General features: G+C 48.0%; 15 protein-coding genes. 8 read left to right on the forward strand and 7 right to left on the reverse strand.

The window, feature by feature from the left end; genetic code table 11:
- Positions 1 to 103 precede the first annotated feature (103 nt).
- Genes rsxD through nth form a run of 4 tightly spaced genes read left to right on the forward strand, consistent with a single transcriptional unit; the run spans position 104 to position 3,176 of the window.
- A complete protein-coding gene (rsxD, locus tag HHX48_RS05610; protein WP_191023037.1) occupies positions 104 to 1,192 on the forward strand; it encodes an electron transport complex subunit RsxD in 1,089 nt (362 codons plus the stop codon).
- 5 nt (positions 1,193 to 1,197) lie between these two features.
- On the forward strand, positions 1,198 to 1,830 hold the full coding sequence (gene rsxG / locus HHX48_RS05615; RefSeq protein ID WP_191023038.1) for an electron transport complex subunit RsxG: 633 nt from the start codon (positions 1,198 to 1,200) through the stop codon (positions 1,828 to 1,830).
- An 11-nt stretch (positions 1,831 to 1,841) separates the two neighbouring features.
- Positions 1,842 to 2,534 (forward strand): electron transport complex subunit E, encoded by a 693-nt coding sequence (locus HHX48_RS05620; RefSeq protein WP_191023040.1) that lies wholly within the window; start codon positions 1,842 to 1,844, stop codon positions 2,532 to 2,534.
- A 9-nt stretch (positions 2,535 to 2,543) separates the two neighbouring features.
- Positions 2,544 to 3,176 carry an endonuclease III gene (gene nth, locus HHX48_RS05625; RefSeq protein ID WP_191023042.1) on the forward strand — a complete coding sequence of 211 codons (633 nt, stop codon included), beginning with the start codon at positions 2,544 to 2,546 and terminating at the stop codon, positions 3,174 to 3,176.
- Positions 3,177 to 3,303: 127 nt separating this feature from the next.
- Here nth and HHX48_RS05630 read toward each other — a convergent pair whose 3' ends face one another.
- The 5 genes from HHX48_RS05630 to HHX48_RS05650 form a co-directional block, all read right to left on the reverse strand.
- A complete protein-coding gene (locus HHX48_RS05630; RefSeq protein ID WP_191023044.1) occupies positions 3,304 to 3,852 on the reverse strand; it encodes a hypothetical protein in 549 nt (182 codons plus the stop codon).
- A gap of 67 nt (positions 3,853 to 3,919) precedes the next feature.
- Positions 3,920 to 5,344, reverse strand: a complete 1,425-nt coding sequence (locus tag HHX48_RS05635; RefSeq protein ID WP_191023046.1) for an alkaline phosphatase PhoX — start codon at positions 5,342 to 5,344, stop codon at positions 3,920 to 3,922.
- A 201-nt stretch (positions 5,345 to 5,545) separates the two neighbouring features.
- Positions 5,546 to 6,328 (reverse strand): twin-arginine translocase subunit TatC, encoded by a 783-nt coding sequence (gene tatC, locus HHX48_RS05640; protein ID WP_191023048.1) that lies wholly within the window; start codon positions 6,326 to 6,328, stop codon positions 5,546 to 5,548.
- A complete protein-coding gene (locus HHX48_RS05645) occupies positions 6,321 to 6,689 on the reverse strand; it encodes a Sec-independent protein translocase subunit TatA/TatB (protein WP_191023050.1) in 369 nt (122 codons plus the stop codon). The genes tatC and HHX48_RS05645 overlap by 8 nt, the downstream gene beginning before the upstream one ends.
- Positions 6,682 to 6,912, reverse strand: coding sequence for a twin-arginine translocase TatA/TatE family subunit (locus tag HHX48_RS05650; protein WP_263406917.1), 231 nt, complete (start codon positions 6,910 to 6,912; stop codon positions 6,682 to 6,684). Before HHX48_RS05650 ends, HHX48_RS05645 begins: the two co-directional genes overlap by 8 nt.
- A gap of 625 nt (positions 6,913 to 7,537) precedes the next feature.
- On the opposite strand from HHX48_RS05650, the gene HHX48_RS05655 reads away from it, so the two are divergent.
- Complete coding sequence (locus HHX48_RS05655; RefSeq protein WP_191023052.1) at positions 7,538 to 8,422, forward strand: alpha/beta hydrolase; 885 nt, start codon at positions 7,538 to 7,540, stop codon at positions 8,420 to 8,422.
- Positions 8,423 to 8,455: 33 nt separating this feature from the next.
- Here HHX48_RS05655 and HHX48_RS05660 read toward each other — a convergent pair whose 3' ends face one another.
- Complete coding sequence (locus HHX48_RS05660) at positions 8,456 to 9,340, reverse strand: LysR family transcriptional regulator (protein ID WP_191023054.1); 885 nt, start codon at positions 9,338 to 9,340, stop codon at positions 8,456 to 8,458.
- Between the two features lie 155 nt (positions 9,341 to 9,495).
- Between HHX48_RS05660 and metE the strand changes: the two genes are divergently transcribed.
- Positions 9,496 to 11,778 (forward strand): 5-methyltetrahydropteroyltriglutamate--homocysteine S-methyltransferase, encoded by a 2,283-nt coding sequence (metE, locus tag HHX48_RS05665; RefSeq protein ID WP_191023075.1) that lies wholly within the window; start codon positions 9,496 to 9,498, stop codon positions 11,776 to 11,778.
- 144 nt (positions 11,779 to 11,922) lie between these two features.
- Positions 11,923 to 12,936, forward strand: a complete 1,014-nt coding sequence (gene glpQ, locus HHX48_RS05670; protein WP_223858073.1) for a glycerophosphodiester phosphodiesterase — start codon at positions 11,923 to 11,925, stop codon at positions 12,934 to 12,936.
- Here glpQ and HHX48_RS05675 read toward each other — a convergent pair.
- On the reverse strand, positions 12,933 to 13,805 hold the full coding sequence (locus HHX48_RS05675; RefSeq protein WP_191023077.1) for a flagellar protein MotY: 873 nt from the start codon (positions 13,803 to 13,805) through the stop codon (positions 12,933 to 12,935). The two genes, glpQ and HHX48_RS05675, sit on opposite strands and share 4 nt — an antisense overlap.
- Positions 13,806 to 14,007: 202 nt before the next feature.
- On the opposite strand from HHX48_RS05675, the gene rnt reads away from it, so the two are divergent.
- Entirely contained in the window at positions 14,008 to 14,655 is a 648-nt protein-coding gene (rnt, locus tag HHX48_RS05680; RefSeq protein WP_191023079.1) for a ribonuclease T, read from the forward strand.
- Positions 14,656 to 14,677: the final 22 nt, after the last annotated feature.

Raw genomic sequence — 14,677 nt, forward strand, 5'->3', positions numbered from 1 at the left:
GAGAATGCCAAGACTGAAAAGCAACAGCGCATTGCCGCTGCGGTAGCGCGCGCCAAAGCAAAAAAAGCCCAGCGCGATAAGCAAAACGAGAATAACAGTTAATATGAAATTAACCTTATCCAGCTCTCCCCACCAGCGTGTTCGAAGAGATACCGGCCAAATCATGCGTCTGGTCATTTACGCGATGGCTCCGGCCATGGTGTTGCAGATGTTTTTCTTTGGCTGGGGTTTACTGATTCAGGCTTCAATCGCAATCCTTACTGCGGTTGGAACAGAAGCAGCTTTTCTGGCGCTGCGTCAAAAACCAGTTGGCCGGGCTTTGAGTGATTACAGCGCGGTACTGACTGCACTGCTTCTGGCTGTAAGCATCCCCCCGGCATTACCCTGGTGGATGACCGTGTTGGGCACCTTTTGCGCTATCGCTATTGCCAAGCAGCTTTATGGTGGACTCGGCTTCAATATGTTTAATCCAGCCATGATTGCCTATGTTATTTTGCTGATTTCCTTTCCGGTTGCGATGACCATGTGGCTGCCACCACAGCAATTTCTTGCTGAGCCACTTTCCTTCGCTGATACACTGAGTCTGATTTTAACCGGCTATACACAGTCTGGCATGGATATCGTGCAATTACGGACCGTTGTTGACGGGATAACAATGGCGACACCACTGGATGCCGTTAAAACCGGACTGACACAAAGCCGAACCTACACTGAGACGTTGCAGGCCCCTATTTTTGAAGGGGGGTTTGCTTCCAGTCTCGGTGCAGCGTGGTCCTGGATCGCCTTGGCTTATTTGGCTGGCGGGCTGTTTTTACTGAAAGCCCGAGTAATCAACTGGCATATTCCGGTCGCCATGATTGCCAGTGTTATTGTTTTTTCTGGTTTTCTGCATCTGCTGGATATGGACCGTTATGCATCACCTTTATTCCATGTATTTAATGGTAGCTTATTAATTGGTGCATTTTTTATTGCCACCGATCCCGTCTCTGCCTCCACCACGAATAAGGGAAGACTTATTTTCGCCGCTGCCATTGGCTTCTGGCTGGTGATCATCAGAACTTTTGGAGGCTACCCGGACGCCGTGGCATTCGCGGTAATTATTATGAATATGGCGGTGCCGTTAATCGACTATTACACCCGCCCCAGAACCTACGGCCACAGTCCGCGTTCTGAAAAACGTAAACACAGGTAGCCTTTATGTTTAAAACATTAGCCACCAATGGTGGAATGCTCGGCACCTTTGCAGTTATTACCACCGCATTGATCAGCCTGACATTTATCGGCACAGAAGATCGTATCGCGCAGCAGCAGCGAGCCCGCTTGCTATCTGTGCTTAATGAAGTCGTGCCGGCATCAATATATGACAACAAACTTTATGCCGACTGCACCGTAATCACAGCCGATGCGCTTGGTACAGAGAAAGCCCATCGCGTTTACCGTGCGCGAAATGATGAAACCCCTGTCGCGCTGGTACTGCAAACCACAGCACCGAATGGCTACAGTGGTAACATAGAGCTGGTTGTCGGAGTGGATACGTCAATGACAGTGCTGGGCGTTCGCACGCTGACCCATCAGGAAACACCCGGTTTGGGTGATAAAATAGAACTTGCTGTCAGTGACTGGATCCGCACCTTCAGTGGAAAAACCTTTGATCCTGAGCAGCAACAGGCCTGGCAGGTCAAAAAAGATGGCGGCCAGTTTGACCAGTTTACCGGCGCTACTATTACGCCCCGGGCAGTCGTGGGCGCGGTGCGCCGCACGCTGGATTATGTTATTGAAAACCAGACTGCCCTTTTCGCTCAACCTGCTAATTGCAGCGTCTCACAGTAACAGGAGAGCCCATGTCAGAATATAAAACGCTCGCGGCCGACGGCATGTGGAAAAACAACCCTGCGCTGGTTCAGTTGCTTGGCCTGTGTCCTTTATTAGCGGTCACGGCGACTGTCATTAATGGCCTGGGACTGGGTCTGGCAACGATGGCTGTGCTGATAGGATCTAATGTAACGGTATCCCTGGTTCGTAATATTGTGCGAAATGAAATTCGCATTCCAATTTTTGTGATGGTCATCGCGTCGTTTGTGACAATCATTCAGCTGCTGATGAACGCCTTCACTTACGAGTTATATCTGGCACTGGGTATCTTCATTCCACTCATTGTGACTAATTGCGCCATTATTGGTCGCGCTGAAGCGTTTGCGTCAAAAAACAAGGTTTTGCCTGCCGCCTTTGATGGCGTCATGATGGGACTTGGCTTTACCGTGGTACTGGTGCTTTTAGGTGGCATGCGTGAGCTACTTGGCGCTGGTACACTACTATCAGGTGCCGACCGGCTGTTCGGGCCTGTCGCTAACAACTGGACTGTAACTGTTTTTGCAACCGAGCACCCGTTTTTACTGGCGATCTTACCCCCCGGCGCCTTTATCGGGATGGGGCTGTTGATCGCCGCGAAAAATGCCATCGATCAGCGCCTGGCAGCCAGACAAACTAAGCAAAAGAAACAGGTCACCCGCATTCGGGTCACCGCAGAGAGCTGATTTTTTTCCATGAATAATACCAAACGAAAAGAAATTCTTACTCGCCTGCGCGACGCCAACCCCACGCCCACTACAGAGCTTCACTTTAGCTCACCATTCGAGTTGCTTGTTGCGGTCACGCTGTCTGCACAGGCCACCGACGTAGGTGTTAATAAGGCGACAGCGAAACTGTTTCCGGTTGCCAATACGCCGCAGGCAATATTTGATTTGGGTGTGGATGGTCTTAAAAATTATATAAAAACAATTGGGCTTTATAATGCCAAAGCAGAAAATGTGCACAAGATGTGTCAGATTCTGATCGAAAAGCATGCTGGTGAGGTGCCCGAAGATCGCGAGGCACTACAGGCTTTGCCTGGCGTAGGCAGAAAGACAGCCAACGTTGTTCTGAATACGGCATTCGGCTGGCCGACTATTGCCGTGGACACTCACATCTTCCGCGTATCCAACCGCACCAAACTGGCTATGGGTAAAAACGTTGACCAGGTGGAACAAAAGTTATTGAAAGTTGTGCCAAAAGAATTCAAGGTCGATGTGCATCACTGGCTTATCCTACATGGTAGATATACCTGCATTGCCAGAAAGCCCCGTTGTGGCAGCTGTATTATTGAAGATCTGTGTGAGTTTAAGGATAAGACTGAATAATAGTAATAATTGTTTTGGCACTTGGTATCTGACGATTGGATTCATATGCTAAAAGATGTTCAATCGCTGCCCAAAGGCCGCTAAAAGAAGAGCTTTCTAGCTCTTCTTTTAGCAAACTCAATGTCAGCTATCGTCGATCACGGCGGCTGCAATACAAACCACTCAACATTAATAAAGCAATACCAAACGTCGATGGTTCTGAAACAGCAGCTGATACCGCTGTTGCATTAAGCGTATAGTCAAACGCGCCAAAGCTGAAACCTTCATTTCCACCCACCGCAAGCGTATATTGGCCACGTTCCATCACACCAGCCTGAAGCGCATTATCGCCTACACCCGGCACAAACGCACTGGTACCGGTAAGATAGGTCAGACTTTCACCGGCAAAATCAAAAAAGTCACCGGCATTGTTAAATAAAAATCCAGGGTCCATCATGATTTCACCGGCGTACAAACTCAAGCCCATGGATGTAAAATCCGTATCGGCGAAGAAACTGAGCTCGGTATCTGAGGTAAGTTCGAAGGTGTAAAAATCGATGGCGGATGTGTCTCCATCTAACCATCCGCTTTCATTGCTTAGTGAACCGGTCACTGAGCCGGGTATAGTTAATGATAGTATTGCTGCATTTGCCTGAACCGCCATCATTAATGACGCTAATAAAACCCAAATTTTCATGATTATTCCTTATGTTTTCAGAGTAACGATGCTGCTCTGACATGTTGTTAATGATTTTGAATCTTTTTTACAAAGCACCGTTTTCCCATGGACCGGTGATGGCGAAAGTTACGCCAGGCGACTGGATATTGACAAATAACCACCGGCCGTAAAAGCAGGCTCCACACCATTCCCTGCTGGTAAAGCTACGACGGTTAGAGCCATCGGAAGAATCTCCTACACTGTCTGTGAACCCCGTCGCCACGCCTGGATATACGTCATCGATAGCCGCCAGGTCCCCCTTATCCAAAGCAATACGGTTTTCACAGAATGTGAAAGTTTCACCGCTTTGCGTCAGGCCGACCAGACGCTTAGGATCGGAACCACCATCCTCACACATTAAAATGCTGCCCCGCGGACTTACTGCAATGTTGTCTGGTCCATCAACTTGTGAGGTGCTGGTTGATTCAAAAATAACTTTTAATTGCTGACGACGTGGGTCAAAGCAGAATATTTGTCCCAGATCCGCAGCTCCCCCAGAAGTGGAAACAAAGTAAATTTTTCCATCGTCATACCAACAGCCTTCTCCACGCTCAATGATTGCAGCATTATTAGCTTGGTCGAAACAGCTTTCATTAAACGCATCCGGCTCAGGAACTTCCTGCCAAGTCACTTCATACGTGGTGCCTTCTACCAGACCGCCACGCAAATCAAGTCTAGGGGTATTGTTGAGCACCATGGCGTATAGGGTGCCGCCTGACTTGAGATCTCCCCAACCACCAGCAGGCTCAAATTTATAAAATGCGGAGCTACCGCGATCCTCTGTCATGTAAACAATGCTCGTTGCAGGATCCACCGCCACGGCTTCGTGAGTAAAACGGCCCATTTCACGAATAGGCTTGCCATCTGAGATGCCAAAACCCGGAACTTCAAAAATATAGCCATGCGGAATATCCTGGGCGTACATATAGGTCTCTTCGCAGGACAACCAGGTCCCCCACGGTGTAAGCCCTCCTGCACAATTACGAATGGTGCCACCTAAACTGTTATAAGAAGATAGAAACTGCCCGTTAACCACATCGAACAATACATTTGTGGTTCCGCCATACTGGGCCGGGTTGTAAACACCTCGCCCTCGCAGAGGCTCACACTTATGACCTTCCCCTTCGCTTAGTTCGTGGTTACGTACCAGACAAACCACGTTCTGTTTCGCAGCAACGACGGCCATGCCATCGTGATCGGTAGGGGTGGGCGTGCGATCAGACTGAATCTGGCCGGTCCAACCGTACGACGTGTACTCAAAGCCATCAGGTAGAGCCAGCAGCTCCAGTCCTGTTGCTTTACACGCTTTGGGCTTAAGTGGGCCGTAAGAGGAGGAAAACGGTAGTGTAGCGGCTTTAGCTGATAATGAAGCTAGTGCGGTACTGGCAGCAACAACGGAGCTACCTTTAACAAAGTCTCGACGGTTTACCGCTGGCTGAATAGCGTGGATGCCGGTTGTATCTTTAGACATTTTTTCACCTGTTTAGTTAGTTATTAGTGGCTGGAACCCTATACCTCTAAAGGGACTACTTCCCGGTCTTGCCAATAACTAAATTACGGTGGAAAAATGACAATTAATCGTCATTTTATTGACGTTTAAACGAACAAAATATGACATTTTTTTTTACCAGGTCATCGCATTGTTTTATTTCATCTGGTTGCAAGTCATGCGTTATATTGCAGCCGCTTCGTTTTTTGCGGCCCGTTTCTGTGTGAGCGAAACCAAGTAGATAGAAGCTTCATATAGCAACATAATCGGTGTGCCAAGAGCGACTTGGGATATTAAGTCCGGCGGCGTAATGAAGGCTGCAACGAGAAAAATCATCACTATCGCATGACGACGGTAATGCTTAAGCGTTTGTGAAGTCACCAAGCCAGCTTTCGCCAACACAAGTAACAAAACAGGTAATTCAAAACTCAGTCCAAAGGCAAGAATGAGCTTGATGACCAACGATAGATACTCGCTGACTTTTGCTTCTAATTCCACCCGTATCACGTCAGCAGCTCCATTGGTTTCAAAGCTCATAAAAAACTGCCATGCCATCGGCATAACCAAATAAAACGCTAGCGCAGCGCCAGCAATGAATAATACCGGGGTCATTAGAAAAAGCGGCATAAAGCTTTTTCTTTCTTGCTCGTACATTCCAGGCGCTAGAAAACGCCAGATTTGAATGAGTATCAGTGGTATTGAAAAGAACAGTGCCGTAAAAAATGCCAGTTTTAGATAGGTAAGAAACGCTTCTTGCAAGCCGGTGTAGATCATTCTTCGTTGGCTGCCGGGACCAAACTGTTCCAACAGCGGTTGCTGTAAAAAATTATATATATCAGCAGAAAAATAGTACCCCAACGCAAACATAGCGATGAAAAAAGCTAAGCAATAAAGCAACCGGGTCCGCAGTTCAATAAGATGTGTTAGCAGAGGTGCGGTGGAATTATCAATCTGCTGTTTATTCATGCTCATTACCCTTTTGCGTTGCCGCTTGCTCTGCCAACTTTCTTGCTTCGTCAATTTTTGCTTTGCGATCTGCGTGTTGCTCTGCTGACATTGCGCCAGGGCGAAAGTCGGCGGGCAAATCTTGAATCTCTTTTGGCAAAAACGTGCGCCAGCTTTCGTCTCCAGGTTGAGCTTTACCTGATACGATATTCACTTCTTTAGTTAGTTGATTCATGCCGCCCTGTACATTGGCGTAGGTTCTTTTGACCTTGCCAACCATGCGTCCAAACATCTGAAAAAACTCCGGCAGATCTTTAGGTCCTATTATTACCAAGGCCAATACACCAACAAAGAAAAGTTCGCTCCAACTCAAATCAAGCATTCTTCTGCTCGGCTACCGCACGATCTTTTTGGATTGTTGAAGTGTCCGCTTTATGCTCAACATTTTGCTGCGCTGACGGTTGTGTTGGTGTATCTGTATTATCATCTTGCAGTCCGTGTTTAAACGATCGAATGCCAGATGCTACATCACCCATTAATGCAGGGATCCTACCTCGCCCGAACAATAGAATGACAATAAGTAAAACCAACATCACTTGCCACATACTAAGACCCATACCTTCACTCCCATAGTTATTCAGGATTTATAGTGGAAGTAAATTATGACTGAACTATGACGGTTAAATGAACAATTTGTGTGTGTTTTCACAATAAGTGCTATTGGGTTTGAAATGTGTTTTCGCCCGCTAACCGACAGATTTCGTAAGATAGAAGAATCGATGTTAGCTACAGAGTTGCTACTCAAGTACTTCATGCTGCAGAGATCGGGAGATCCCTGCAGCAACTGAGCGCTCTTACTTTGCTGGTTGCACGTTAAATTCTCATCATAAAATTCAAGCTTGATGGTATCTTCACGCACTAGGTATTGTGCCGAATGCTGCTTCAGTGCTTCAGGTAACGACTGGCCAATTGTAGTGGCAGACTAAACCCCAACCCTGTTGTAATACTTACCGATTCTGCATGTGTAGCGTCTCTCATTGTCGATATAATTATTATTTCGCTAAGTCGTGAAAAATGTGGACGGGGTGTATATTCATTAATAAAAACTGTTACAGCATCGTTATCGTCTCTGATACACACATCCACCAGGCTTTCCATTGTTTCTAGTATCCTTTAAAACGTAGTGTGGTATCTTGATATGCTATGGTGATATTAGGAAACTTGAAGCAAATGAACTGTAGGATTATTAGCGCGTCACTATTGTTTTTGTTATCCGGGATGAGTGTTGCCAGTGAACGAATTTCCCTTCCTGTCACATCAGATAACCCTACCGTTTATGAAAATGAACAGCGCGCGTATTTTTCAGCGCTATGGAATACGCAGGTTGTCAGCAATGTCTCATCCCCCACTCTCACTGCGTTTTTACCTGAAAAGAACAATGGCAACAGTCCTGCAGTGATTGTCGCGCCCGGGGGCGCCCTTTATGCGCTGAGTATCAACAGTGAAGGCAATGATGTTGCGCGATGGCTGGCAGATAAAGGTATTGCAGCATTTGTGCTGCGTTATCGCCTGGTACCCACCCAAAAGGATGCAACTGCGCAACTATCTGAAGAGTGGGAAGCCGACTATCAGATTGTATTAAATAAGGCAGATAAGATACTGCCCCTGGCGATTGAAGACGGACTCAGTGCCGTTAATTATGTTCGTACTCACGCCGCCTCTCTGGGCGTAAACCCGGAAAAAATTGGATTTATGGGGTTTTCAGCCGGTGGTGCCGTTGCAATGGGCGTAAGCTATCAATATGACACATCAACTCGCCCGGACTTTCTGATACCTGTTTACCCATGGACCGACGCCATTGCGATAGAAACACCAAAAGCCGATGCGCCGCCGATGATTGTTATCGCAGCAACCAACGATAGCCTGGGCCTGGCCGAAGGCGCGGTGGATTTATATCGCTCTTATCTATCGGCGGATAAAAACGCGGCGATGCATCTATACGCTCAGGGCGATCATGGCTTTGGAATGAAAACGCAGGGGCTGCCCTCCGATGACTGGATTGAACGAGTCTATGAATGGCTCGTTGCCGAAGGCTGGGTAAGCGCCTCTAACTGAGCAGATTGTCGCCTACCCTTCATCTTCGACCGGTTATCGGGTGCTTCTGGCCTGGGCAACGAAATCCTCTAAATAGTTAATATGCTGCTCACCCATTCGCATGCCCACGTAAATGTGCTTATGGATCCCGGTTTCGCCAAAGCGTAAACTTGAGACTGACAGCTTCGAGGCGTATTCGTCCACCAGCCAGCCTGGTAATGCGCACACGCCGCGTCCGGCAGCCACCATCTGTAGCATTATTTCAGTGGTTTCGATGATCTTGTGTTTTTTAACCGTACATTTTGCCGGATGCAGAAACTGACTGAAAATGTCCAGTCTCTGCGGTTCGACCGGGTAACTCAATAATACTTCCTCACGTAAATCTTCTGGAAATACACAGGGCCGCTTTGCTAACCAATGCTCGCTGGAAACCACCAGACGATGTTCATACTCAAATACAGGAATATATTCGACACTGGGCGTGAACAAAGGATCAGGGGTAATAATGACGTCAATCTCATAACGGTGTAATGCACCGAGCGCCCCGAACTGAAATTGCTGCTTAACATCAATATCGACCTCAGGCCATTTTTTCAGATACGGATCAATGACCTTTAACAGCCACTGATAGCAGGGATGGCACTCCATGCCGATACGGAGCATCCCCATTTCTCCTTTGGCAATCTGGCTTAGCAGCGACTCGACGTGAGCAAATTGTGGCAACACCCGATCTGCCAGCGTCACAATACGCTCACCGGCTGCAGTCAGCCGTAAATTTCGCCCTGCTTTTTCCCAGATCGGGGTGTGAATCTGAGATTCCAGCTTTTTGATACTGTGGCTGAGCGCTGACTGAGACAGATGTAGCGCCTCTGCGGCTTTAGTCACTGTGCCGTGCTTTTTGATTGCAGTAAGAATGTCCAGATGTATTCGCTCGATCATAGTTCGCCTTTGCGGTCATCTCTTTAACCAGAAACGAACACTAAACCATGAACAAAACTCATAATTCAATGAAAATATATCACTTTTATACATAACAAGAGCGAGGCTACTATACGTCCAGACATCTAAAAGCACGTAACAGTAAGGACGTAATCATGGCTATTATTCATAATTTAGGTTTTCCGCGTATCGGTGGCCGCCGCGAATTAAAGTTTGCGCTGGAGAAATACTGGAACGGTGAGGCTAATGCTGAGGAATTAGTGCAGGCTGCCCAGGCCCGCTTTGATGATAATTTATCACGACAGGCAAATCTCGACCTGCAGCCAGTGGGCGATTTTTCACTCTACGACCATGTACTTGATCACATCATCATGTTTGGAAACACCCCTTCCCGCTGTAAAGCAGGAGATGACGAGCTCCATCAATACTTTCGGTTAGCACGCGGACGCGCACCACACGATGATGTCGAACAACAGGTTGCCGCTGGTGAAATGACCAAATGGTTTGACACCAATTATCACTACATTGTGCCCGAATTTACATGCGAAACCAGCTTTACCCTGAACGATAAAGCGCTGATCAAACAAATTCACCGGGCCAGAAGCCAGGGATTTGATGCCAAGCCCGTTGTTATCGGACCATTAACCTACCTGTCGCTGGGTAAAGCGAAAGACAATGTCGCTCCTTTAGCGTTACTGGAAAAATTATTACCGGCATATTTACAGTTGTTGAGAAATATCAGCCGCTGTGGCGTGGAGTGGGTTCAAATTGATGAGCCAGCCCTGGTCACTGACTTATCATCTGAGTGGCAACAGGCTTACCATGTCGCTTATCAGGCCTTATCTCAAAGTCCGGTAAAGCTGTTACTGACTACCTACTTCGGACCGCTTGAAAATAACCTGAAGCTTGCTACCCAACTCCCTGTAGATGGCTTACATATTGATGCAGTCAGGGCCCGCCACGAGGTTGAAACGGTGGCGAAGGAACTTGCGCCGCACAAAGTGCTTTCTTTGGGTGTTATCGACGGTCGCAACATCTGGAAATCAGATCTATCGGCAACACTGGACTGGCTTGAGCCTGTCGCCAGAAATCGGGGTAACGCTTTATGGATTGCGCCAAGCTGTTCGTTGTTGCATGTCCCCGTGGATCTGAATAGCGAGAGCAGGATGGATCCTGAAATTAAAAGCTGGCTGGCATTTGCAACGCAAAAGCTCAATGAAGTTGAACTTCTGGGCATCGCATTAAATAAGGGACGTGAAGCGGTAGCTAATCAGTTGGCGGAGAACCGCGAGGCGCTACTGCGCCGCCGCATTTCGCCCCGTGTTCATAATGAAACTGTACGCCAGGCAGTCGCTGCCATTAAGCCAGAAGACTTAACGCGACACTCGCCGTTTTCTGTCCGTAACCAAACGCATAAAACGCACCTTGATCTTCCGCTTTATCCGACAACAACTATCGGTTCGTTTCCGCAGACCAGCCAAATCCGCAATTTGCGCCGCGAGCGCAATGCCGGCACCCTTTCCGTCGAGCACTACAACACTGCCATTAAAGCTATCATTGCCGAATGCATTAAAGAGCAGGAACAACTGGGACTGGATGTACTGGTACATGGAGAGGCCGAGCGCAACGATATGGTTGAGTATTTCGGTGAACAACTTGAGGGCTTTGTATTTACACAGTTTGGATGGGTGCAGTCTTACGGCTCCCGGTGTGTCAAACCGCCAGTTATTTATGGCGATGTCCGCCGCCCTCACCCCATGACCGTAGCATGGGCGAAATATGCGCAGTCCTGCACAGCAAAGCCACTAAAAGGGATGCTTACCGGGCCAGTAACGATCCTCAACTGGTCATTTGTTCGCGATGATCAGCCGCGCTGGCAGACCTGCCAACAGATCGGCCTGGCGATCCGTGATGAAGTGCTGGATCTGGAAAAGGCCGGTATAAGCATGATACAGATCGACGAGGCAGCACTGCGCGAAGGACTCCCTTTACGCAAGTCTGGGTGGCAGACATACCTGAATTGGGCTGTAGATGCATTTCGCCTATCTGCAAACGCGGTAAAGGATGCCACTCAAATCCACACACACATGTGTTACTCAGAATTTAACGATATCATCGAGTCCATTGCACGGCTGGATGCGGATGTGATCAGTATCGAAACATCCCGGTCAGATATGGCGCTACTTGATGCATTTAATCACTTTGATTACCCCAATCAGATTGGCCCGGGCGTGTACGATATTCACTCACCTAATACGCCATCAACAGAAAGCATGGTGTATTTGCTCAAACAAGCCGCCGGCAAACTGCCTGCACAAAATCTTTGGGTCAACCCTGACTGTGGCCTTAAAACCCGTCGGTGGGACGAGGTGAAGCCGGCACTGGAGAATATGGTGCAAGCAGCAAAAGTACTCAGACAACAGGTCGCTGCCGCATAGGGGCGTCCTATAAAATCCCCCATGGTAAAAGCAGTCAGACCTGCTTTTACCATCTTCAGTAACTGCGCTGGTTCCTGCATAGAACCGCTTGTACCTGTGTCATATCCCTGTCACCTTATAGCATTATGTTGCTGAAAAGATAAAATGTCTGGATCTCTTATGCGCCACCTGCTGGTATTTCTTCTGTTTTTGCACACCACCTCGGTATTTGCTATTGATATCATCGCCCACCGCGGTGCCTCCGGTTACCTGCCAGAGCACACGCTGGAGGCAGCGACGCTGGCATTTGCGCAGGCGCCTGACTACATCGAGCAGGATGTGGTACTAACGGCAGATAACATACCCGTAGTCCTGCACGATATTCATCTGGAAACCGTCACCAATGTTGAGCAGATATTTCCTGACAGAGCCCGTCCAGACGGGCGTTTTTACACCAAAGATTTCACTTTAAGCGAACTGCGTACCCTTCGGGTCCATGAAAGACACGATCGCGCCGGCGAGCAGGTGTACAACCATCGTTATCAGGGCAGCCAGGCAAATTTTACGATTGCATCACTGGAGGAGCACATTGAGCTGATTCAGCAACTCAATCGTGCAATGGACAGAAACATTGGTATGTACATAGAGATAAAATCTCCCCGCTGGCACAAGCAGCAAGGCGCTGATATTTCCTCTATTGTGCTTAATGTACTGCGCGAAAAGGGCATGCTGAAACCTGACAGGAACCTTATCCTGCAATGCTTTGACTTTTCAGAAAATCAGCGCATACGTAATATGCTGGGTTATAAAGGCAAACTTGTACAGCTGGTCGCAGAAAATAGCTGGAAGGAGTCACAGACCGACTTTGACTGGCTGTTATCGGAAGACGGGCTTGATGAGGTCGCAGAAGTGGCTGATGGCCTCGGTCCCTGGATCCCCCAGCTATTTGCTGAAAAAAACAAGTCATCAGGTTTTGGAAAAGTAAGCGACTGGGTGTCGCAGGCAGCGTCCCGGGGGTTATTTATTCATCCATACACGTACCGGTCAGATGCCGACATTGAAAATATACCGGGCCCGGCTTTATTAAAACGTCTGACTAAAGACGTTAGGATAGATGGCATATTTACCGATCACGTACCTGCTGTGAAAGCTTTCCTAAAGCAACGAAAAGATAACTAGCTTTTCGACAGCCTTACCACCACACGTCTGTTCAGGGCGCGGCTGTCACTGTTTTCGTTAGAAGCAATGTGGCGTTTTTCGCCATGACCGGTGACTTCAATTCGATCATTGGATACGCCCAGTGCCGTAAGATAATCCTTTACCTGAGTAGCACGCTTAACGGAAAGCTGCTCGTTACTGTAGCGAGCACCATAGCTGTCGGTATAGCCATCCAGTAACACCAGCTCCAGATTGCTGTCCTCTTTAAGATACTCACCAATCATCTGCAGACGTTTTTCCGCATATTTGGTCAGATCGGTACTGTTTTTCTCATAAGACAACACCGTGTACGCAATATCTTCAAAGCTATAAGGCAGAAGTGCTGATACACAATTGACGAACTTGTGATAGCTACCGGTGAAATTACTGGCATTAAGTGCCACGGCGACCTTGTCATAACGATTATACCAATCCTGATAATAAATCGTTGGCCAGTAGCCCTTTTCCAGCTCGCTAAGCATTGTCCATGCGGCCTCTTCAGGCAAGTCGCCATCATATTGTTTGCGCAGTTTCATATCGGCAATTTCTTTGGCCTGCTGTCCGGGCATCCATTTAGGGGGCACGGAATAAACGGCGGCAATGCCCGCTTTTTTAGGTAAAAGCGACATTTGCATCTCAAATTCCATATTCAGCTGCTTTGATGCCACACTGGTAAATGTGGCCTTACCATAACCGGGCACCGAATGGGATAGCTCGCACTGCAGTCGACTTTGTTTATCGAGCAACCAGTCTGATGATGTTACCGGCGCAGAATACTGGCGCATCGCTGCACTGGAAGAAAATGCACAAAATAGGCTTAATCCAACAAAAATCGTATGTCTGAGTCTCATACCTGCTACCGTTAATAAGGTCTTACCGTCTATCACAATATCGTCACTTGCGCGAAAAAGTTTAGCACAGATTGCCTCACCAATAGTTTCAAAGTGGTATGAACCAAGACAGGGCTGGATATGCCTGATGAATATTGCGATAATTTTCTTTTATTGCTTACGTTTCCATCCTGATAATGAGAAGCGCGTCAAATGAGGTTCTATGACTGACGAAACCCCCTCTCTGGCTACCCGGTTCAGAGGTTACTTTCCCGTTGTTATTGATGTAGAAACTGCAGGATTCAACGCGAATACCGATGCGTTACTGGAAATTGCTGCTGTTACACTGAAGATGGACGCGCAGGGAGACTTACACCCGAACGAAACCTTTCACGCACATGTCACGCCATTCGAAGGGGCTAATCTGGAACCTGCAGCCCTTGAGTTTAATGGTATCGACCCTGCCTGCGCCCTGCGCGGTGCCATTGAAGAAACTGAAGCCATGAAAGGACTTTGCAAGGCGATTCGTAAAGCACAAAAAAAGGCAAACTGTCAGCGTTCGGTAATTGTTGCCCACAATGCAAGCTTTGATCAGGGCTTTGTCAATGCCGCACTGGAACGCAGTCAAATTAAGCGTACGCCGTTTCACCCATTTGTATCTTTTGATACCACCTCGCTGGCGGGCCTGGCGGTTGGACAAACAGTATTGGTGAAGGCGTGTCAGGCGGCAGGTATTGCGTTTGACCAGAAAGAGGCCCACAGCGCGCTGTATGATGCCAGCCGGACAGCTGAGCTGTTTTGTTATATTGTTAACCGGTATAAATCACTGGGCGGATGGCCCCTGCCTTCGCCAGAAACAACCGAAGTATAAAAAAAGCCCGGTTACCTGTCGG

The sequence above is a fragment of the Salinimonas profundi genome, assembly GCF_014750655.1.
GTDB classification, from domain to species: domain Bacteria; phylum Pseudomonadota; class Gammaproteobacteria; order Enterobacterales; family Alteromonadaceae; genus Alteromonas; species Alteromonas profundi_A.

What these genes read in the sequence shown, in the direction of transcription:
- rsxD (WP_191023037.1), top strand. Translation starts at nt 104, where the DNA reads ATGAAATTAACCTTATCCAGCTCTCCCCACCAGCGTGTTCGAAGAGAT.
- rsxG (WP_191023038.1), top strand. Translation starts at nt 1,198, where the DNA reads ATGTTTAAAACATTAGCCACCAATGGTGGAATGCTCGGCACCTTTGCA.
- HHX48_RS05620 (WP_191023040.1), top strand. Translation starts at nt 1,842, where the DNA reads ATGTCAGAATATAAAACGCTCGCGGCCGACGGCATGTGGAAAAACAAC.
- nth (WP_191023042.1), top strand. Translation starts at nt 2,544, where the DNA reads ATGAATAATACCAAACGAAAAGAAATTCTTACTCGCCTGCGCGACGCC.
- HHX48_RS05630 (WP_191023044.1), bottom strand. Translation starts at nt 3,852, where the DNA reads ATGAAAATTTGGGTTTTATTAGCGTCATTAATGATGGCGGTTCAGGCA.
- HHX48_RS05635 (WP_191023046.1), bottom strand. Translation starts at nt 5,344, where the DNA reads ATGTCTAAAGATACAACCGGCATCCACGCTATTCAGCCAGCGGTAAAC.
- tatC (WP_191023048.1), bottom strand. Translation starts at nt 6,328, where the DNA reads ATGAATAAACAGCAGATTGATAATTCCACCGCACCTCTGCTAACACAT.
- HHX48_RS05645 (WP_191023050.1), bottom strand. Translation starts at nt 6,689, where the DNA reads ATGCTTGATTTGAGTTGGAGCGAACTTTTCTTTGTTGGTGTATTGGCC.
- HHX48_RS05650 (WP_263406917.1), bottom strand. Translation starts at nt 6,912, where the DNA reads ATGTGGCAAGTGATGTTGGTTTTACTTATTGTCATTCTATTGTTCGGG.
- HHX48_RS05655 (WP_191023052.1), top strand. Translation starts at nt 7,538, where the DNA reads ATGAACTGTAGGATTATTAGCGCGTCACTATTGTTTTTGTTATCCGGG.
- HHX48_RS05660 (WP_191023054.1), bottom strand. Translation starts at nt 9,340, where the DNA reads ATGATCGAGCGAATACATCTGGACATTCTTACTGCAATCAAAAAGCAC.
- metE (WP_191023075.1), top strand. Translation starts at nt 9,496, where the DNA reads ATGGCTATTATTCATAATTTAGGTTTTCCGCGTATCGGTGGCCGCCGC.
- glpQ (WP_223858073.1), top strand. Translation starts at nt 11,923, where the DNA reads ATGTCTGGATCTCTTATGCGCCACCTGCTGGTATTTCTTCTGTTTTTG.
- HHX48_RS05675 (WP_191023077.1), bottom strand. Translation starts at nt 13,805, where the DNA reads ATGAGACTCAGACATACGATTTTTGTTGGATTAAGCCTATTTTGTGCA.
- rnt (WP_191023079.1), top strand. Translation starts at nt 14,008, where the DNA reads ATGACTGACGAAACCCCCTCTCTGGCTACCCGGTTCAGAGGTTACTTT.